This is a genomic window from Chryseobacterium sp. NFX27, from assembly GCF_049887855.1.
Classification (GTDB): Bacteria; Bacteroidota; Bacteroidia; order Flavobacteriales; family Weeksellaceae; genus Chryseobacterium.
Genome location: NZ_JAGEKK010000010.1, coordinates 157,184 through 163,183, shown reverse-complemented (window position 1 = coordinate 163,183; position 6,000 = coordinate 157,184). Strand labels below are relative to the sequence as shown.

The 6,000-nt window shown below is 37.3% G+C and carries 5 protein-coding genes; all 5 read right to left on the bottom strand.

The annotated features are described in order from the left end of the window. Positions 1-63: 63 nt before the first annotated feature. Complete coding sequence (locus J4Q03_RS13430) at positions 64-837, bottom strand: T9SS type A sorting domain-containing protein (RefSeq protein ID WP_426048642.1); 774 nt, start codon at positions 835-837, stop codon at positions 64-66. A 183-nt stretch (positions 838-1,020) separates the two neighbouring features. Continuing rightward, on the bottom strand, positions 1,021-2,226 hold the full coding sequence (locus J4Q03_RS13425; protein ID WP_426048641.1) for an MFS transporter: 1,206 nt from the start codon (positions 2,224-2,226) through the stop codon (positions 1,021-1,023). Positions 2,227-2,281: 55 nt separating this feature from the next. Beyond that, the gene (locus J4Q03_RS13420) at positions 2,282-2,983 is read right to left on the bottom strand and encodes a FadR/GntR family transcriptional regulator (RefSeq protein WP_426048640.1); all 702 of its coding nucleotides are present in this window, start codon (positions 2,981-2,983) and stop codon (positions 2,282-2,284) included. Positions 2,984-3,127: 144 nt separating this feature from the next. Then, positions 3,128-4,780: a serine hydrolase domain-containing protein gene (locus J4Q03_RS13415; protein WP_426048639.1), complete on the bottom strand. Its 1,653-nt coding sequence runs from the start codon at positions 4,778-4,780 to the stop codon at positions 3,128-3,130. A gap of 119 nt (positions 4,781-4,899) precedes the next feature. After that, positions 4,900-5,937 carry a helix-turn-helix domain-containing protein gene (locus J4Q03_RS13410; RefSeq protein WP_426048638.1) on the bottom strand — a complete coding sequence of 346 codons (1,038 nt, stop codon included), beginning with the start codon at positions 5,935-5,937 and terminating at the stop codon, positions 4,900-4,902. Positions 5,938-6,000: the final 63 nt, after the last annotated feature.

Sequence of the window (6,000 nt, the reverse complement as noted above, 5' to 3'; positions counted from 1 at the left end):
GGATTATAAAACTATATTCGGGGTGACTAAACCCCCCCCCGATTCTCTGATATATTTTATTCTTTAATTATTGATTCTGATCTTACGTGAATAAGTCTTTTTGTCTTTCGTTTCTACGGTCAGGATATAAACTCCTTCAGGCTGTGGAGAAGATAACTCAAAGGTTTTGGAGCGAAGGGTAGATCTGTGTACCTCTTTGCCGGAAGTATTTCTTAGGGTAACTTCAGACCCCTCGAATGGAACAGTGCCTCCCAAAGTAATTTGTCCGCCTTTACTGTAAGCCATAATGGTGGAAAGAGGATCCTGGTATGCATAATACACTCTGAATCCGCCACCCAGACTCAGTACGCCACCACTCAGCCTTATTTTAACTGCGTCATATGAGCTGACAGGAACAAATTCAATAGTTGCCCTGGCAGGATTGTCTGAAAGCTTCAGCAAGTTGCCGGTTACCATTTGGCTGTCATTATTGGCTGTTGTTCCGCTTAGTGTTTCTATATATACGCCGCTTAAGAGCTGAACAGTCAGAGGAATGTTATTGGTACCGATGCCGATAACCAATTTAGTATTAAGCCTCACTTCAGGAAATCTCAGCGTCTGTTCAACGCCTCCCAATAAAACGGTACCCATGACCATGGTAGAATAGTTATCTTCGTTATCTCCCAGGGCATTTAAAGGATTCTGTACGGCACAGCCCAGGCATACTCCATACACATTGGAGAGCTGATCATGGGCATAGATCCTGTTTTGGGCCTGTGTATTACCCGATTGAAATAGAAAGGTTAAAAATAATGCGGCCTGAAAAAAACGACCCTTTGAAAATAGAATAGATTTCATGCTGTAGAGTTTTTTGGTTAATGTTCAACCCAAATTTAAGCATAAAAGTGTATATGAGCAATATTATTTCTATTTAATGTGAATTACAAATTGTTATGTAATCTTTAAATATCTCACAAAGATTTATCAGATACTCTCTCTGTTAGCTCATCAGGTTTTCATGAAACCCTTCTTTCAAAGAAATTATTTTTTTCGTCCCTTAATATTAGGAAGAAAAGCAGTTATTATCCCCATTAGAGGCAAAAAGGCACAGATTTTAAATACATATTCAATGCTTGTATCATCGGCTAAAGCACCCAATACCGCAGAACCGATTCCACCCATTCCAAACATAAAACCAAAAAACAATCCCGCTACCAATCCAATTTTGTTGGGTAAAAGGTCTGTGGCATATACCAAAATAGCAGAAAATGCTGAAGCGATAATTAAGCCGATTATAACCGCACATACCACGGTCCATAATAAGGGAAGATAGGGAAGGCAAAGAGTGAAAGGAGCTGCTCCAAGTATGGAAACCCAGATGATTTTCTTTCTACCGTATTTATCACCAAGTCTTCCACCTAAAATTGTTCCGACAGCAACCGCTGCAAGAAACATAAACAAGTACAACTGAGAATCTTTTACTGAAATATGAAATTTATCAATGAGAAAGAACGTAAAATAATTAGTCATTGATGCTAAATAAATATATTTGGAAAATACCAGTGCCAGCAGAACTGTAATAGAAAATATAACTTTTTTGCGGGATAGTTCTACGGTTATAATATTACTGGAATGCTGAGCTGTTTTTTTTAGAGACAACTTTTCGGCATACCAATTCCCAATTCTCCATAATACTATAATTCCTATAAAAGCAGCAATAGCAAAAAGACTCACATAGCCCTGCCCCAATGGGAGTACAACTAAAGCAACCAATAGAGGGCCGATAGCACTTCCTGAATTTCCTCCTACCTGAAAAATGGATTGGGCAAGTCCTTTTTGTCCACCGGACGCCAATTGTGCAACCCTGGAAGCCTCAGGATGAAAAATGGAAGATCCCATCCCGATTAATGCAACTGAAATCAGGATCATATAATATTGATGTGCTGCTGCCAAAAGTAATAGTCCGGCCATGGATAATCCCATTCCTACTGCCAGAGATCTTGGATTGGGCCTTTTATCAGTATAAATCCCAACAAACGGCTGTAAAATAGATGCTGTAAGCTGAAACACTAGTGTAATGATGCCTATCTGAGCAAAAGACAGGCTGAATTCGCCTTTTAGAATAGGATACAATGATGGGATAGTAGATTGTATCAGATCATTTAAAAAGTGAGAAAAACTGATCATAAACAAGATAGGGTAAACAATTTTGTTGGTATCAATGCTCTGCGTTTGTGGATTTTTCATGAATTGTAATTTTAAATTCATCATGTCATCTGATGAATTTTGTTAAAAATTTATTTTAGTATACCCTGTCCACGATAAGTTGGGCAATACGGGCTGCATTTTCAGGATCTTTATTCTCAATAGAACTGTAAAGATCGGCATGTATTTTTTGTGAAAGTTTAAAAGAGTCTGTATTGTTGTTGTGACTGATTTCAAAAGTTCTGAGAATGTGTTTACTTGCGATTTTGTAAATTTCTTTTAAAAGGTTATTACCACAGGCCTCAGCAATAGATATATGAAAGCTGATATCAGCCTGATAGCATTCCAATGCCTGATTTTCTTCTGCAGACTTATTCCTGAGATCCAGATACATTTTAATGGTCTTCAGTTCCTTTTCGCTGCGGTGAACTGCTGCTCTTGCTGCTATCTTTGAGTCTAAGAGAGAACGTACTTCATATACTTCATTGAATTCAGCTTTGTTGATCTGGGTTTCCAGTGATTCCTGGATATTCTTGGACGTAACAAATGTACCCACACCTTGCTGTACACTCAGGACTCCTTTTATCGATAAAATTTTTATGGCTTCGCGGATGCTCGACCGTCCTACGCCATATATTTTCATCAGTTCAGGCTCAGTCGGAAGTTTATCTCCCACTGCATATTCTTCATCGGTAATTCCCTGAATTAATCTTTCTGCGACCTCCTGAGCTAATGTTTTTCTTTGAATCTGCATATACATCTTATCATCTGATGATTGCAAAGGTATAACTTTTTTCATAAATATCTTACCTATTTCCGAATCATATTAAAATATAGAAAAAATTCGAAATTGAATAAGTTCCGAAGTTATATCTGGAAGCTCATCCCTAGGAAAGGGGCTGTCGTAATGGAGAGACAGCCCCGTTAATTGATGTAAATTAAACTAGTTTATTTTTTTAAATTCAATATTTAAGATATTTGCTCCCGATAGCATAAATTGGGTGACTTTATTGTTTTTATCAAACTTAAAATCCAGTCTCCCGAAGTACTCTGTCGTTGAATAGAAGCTTGTAGGATTGAATGGATACAATTCAATGTCACCGTTCAAGGGATGCTTTGCAATAAGCTTATTATTTTCAATAGCTAGCTGGTAGATTGTATTGAATTCACTATTCCTGTAGAAACCTGCGAACTGTTTCAAATCTGTTTTCTCAACTTTAGGAAGATGTAGAATTACCTTTTTGGCGGTGTAGGTAAAATCAGCAATTCTAAAAGTAACTGACTTGCTATGGAAAGTTAAGGTTGCTGTAGGAATAGACATAATCTTAAATTGACTATGCCCGATGAGCTGCAGAGGCTCCTTGTCTTTCTGGTTATAGGTCCCCACATAAAGATCTTTTCCTTTTGTCGATATTTCAAGATAATTTCCGGGATTAAGTTCGTAAACTCCCTCAAATTCCCTGAGTTCAGATAGAGTATAAGCAGTTTTTTGCGGCAGCCCGGGACTTCTCTGTTGATTGGCGAGAAAAAAGTCTACCAACTGATAGGCAATCTGCAAACCTTCAAAACCCTGTTTGTTCCCAAGGAATACAATAGAAAACTGTTCAGAAGGAACATGAAGGATATAGGCACGATATCCAACGGTACCGCCACCATGAAAAACAATATCCAGACCTTTATATCTTTCAGTTTGTAATCCCAGCCCATATTCTATAATTTTGCCTGCATTAAGCACTGTATTCTTTTGCATTTTATCATAAATTTCGCGGTTTCCCTGAGCAGGATTCTGAAAATTGGCTGCCCACTTAGACAGGTCATCCAGTGTTGTATAAATATTGGATGAGCCATCTACCATTTGTGCGATAGGAAACTTCAAAAAAGAGTTACCTTTTAGCCGGTAGGATTCGGCTGTGTTCGGTATGATGGTATCGGGATCATCTATTACCATAGTATTTTTCATTTGCAATGGATCAAAAATAGATTCCTTTGCGATTTGCTTAAAATCCTTTTTATAAACCCTGTGAAGAATTTCAGCAAGTAATGTAAAACCCGTATTGTTATATTGGTAGTTTTCCCCTGGAGAGAAGTTGATGCTTTTAATATTTAGAATCGTCTGGACTCCTTCGTCGTTGGTTAGCTTAAATTCATCTCCAAATCCCTGTAGTTTTTTTATCTCTGTAAAATTGGGTAATCCGTGGGTGTGATTGGCCAATTGACGGACGGTAATTTTATGAGGAAGATGGCTCAGTTCCGGCAGATAGGTTTTAATGTCGTCATCTAATGATAACTTTCCTTCCTGTTCAGCCAAAAGGGCAATGAATGCAGTGAACTGCTTGGAAACCGATGCAATATTAAAGGCTGTGGAATCTGTTACCGGAGTTTTATTTTCCAGGTTAGCCAGTCCATAGGTTTTCTTATAGATTACTTTCCCGTTTTTTATGATGGCAACGGCCATCCCCGGAGCATTTACCTGTTTATAGGTATTTAATAGAGAGTCCGTCCTTCTGATCGGATCTTTTTGTTGGGATTGGGCAGAGTATAGTCCGGAATTCAGCATGGAAAAAAAGAACAGCGCCCATTTGATTGATAGCTTCATGATTACTTTTTAAATGATGAAGCAAATCTGGAAATTTAGAATAGAATAAATATCCGATTATCGGAAGCCGGACTGATTTTGCATCATAAAAACAGTCCGATTTTAAAATCAGACACTGTCTAAAATATTGATTTTCTGTAGTCTGTAGGTGTTAGCTTGGTTTCCTTCTTAAATGCGGTATAAAATGAAGATTTTGAGTTGAAGCCCACTTCATACAGGACTTCCAGTACAGTTAGCTTAGACTGTTCCTTGAGAAGAGTTTTGGCATCATTAATTCTAAATTCATTGATAAAGTCGAAAAAATGCCTGCCGGTATGCTGATTGATTAACGCTGATAATTGCTTTTCAGGTAAATTGATTTGTTCGGCCAGTTTCTGCAAGGTCAGCTTATCATCTAAATAAGGCTTTTCTGTTTCCATAAACTGGAGAAGGTTTTTCAATTGTTCCGGTTCCTGCCTCACTTCACTTTTCTGTTTTACAGTAGTCAGATCCTTATTGATTCCTGCAAACAGATTAGGCCGGTATAAGGCGTTCAGTACAAACCGGGTGATCACAAATAAGACAAACAGGGATGTGAAGGTCAATAAATAGTTATAAACAGTACTATCATTCTCTACAAAACCTCTGATAAGAACGAAGATGTTTCCAATCACAAAAAGTAGAGTGGTTTGCATCAGCCATTTGTAAGTAAGGTGATGATTACTGGAATAATTATCCTGATATAATTGTCTGAAGTTCCTCAACAACAAAAATACAGCAATGATGTAGCAGTAATATTGAATGACAGCTATGACATCAAATACCTGATAGCCTTGTTTTGAAATTCCTGTAATACTGAAGAAACAAAAAAAGAATAAGAACGGGAGTCCGTGCAAAAGATGCTTTTTATGAAGTTTGAAATTATAATAACAGGCTGAGTTGACATATAAATAATAGAGAGGCATCTGCAGCAGAACGCTGGCCAGTTTCCCGCTTTTGATTATTTTAAAGTCTGGTGGTGATATGAAAAGACCGGAAAAATCTATCACAGATATCAGGAGAAAAGCAGCAAATAAATAATAGGGTAATTTTCTTTCGGATTTTGCGGTAATGAGAAAGGCACTCAACAATAAAAACAAAAAAACAATAATCTTACCTAAATCGTTAATAAATGCCATATTTTTTATTTTTGAATAATACAAAACTACAAATTATAGTTTCCCTGCAGAAAATTAATGTAC

What these genes read in the sequence shown, in the direction of transcription:
- J4Q03_RS13430 (WP_426048642.1), bottom strand. Translation starts at nt 837, where the DNA reads ATGAAATCTATTCTATTTTCAAAGGGTCGTTTTTTTCAGGCCGCATTA.
- J4Q03_RS13425 (WP_426048641.1), bottom strand. Translation starts at nt 2,226, where the DNA reads ATGAAAAATCCACAAACGCAGAGCATTGATACCAACAAAATTGTTTAC.
- J4Q03_RS13420 (WP_426048640.1), bottom strand. Translation starts at nt 2,983, where the DNA reads ATGAAAAAAGTTATACCTTTGCAATCATCAGATGATAAGATGTATATG.
- J4Q03_RS13415 (WP_426048639.1), bottom strand. Translation starts at nt 4,780, where the DNA reads ATGAAGCTATCAATCAAATGGGCGCTGTTCTTTTTTTCCATGCTGAAT.
- J4Q03_RS13410 (WP_426048638.1), bottom strand. Translation starts at nt 5,937, where the DNA reads ATGGCATTTATTAACGATTTAGGTAAGATTATTGTTTTTTTGTTTTTA.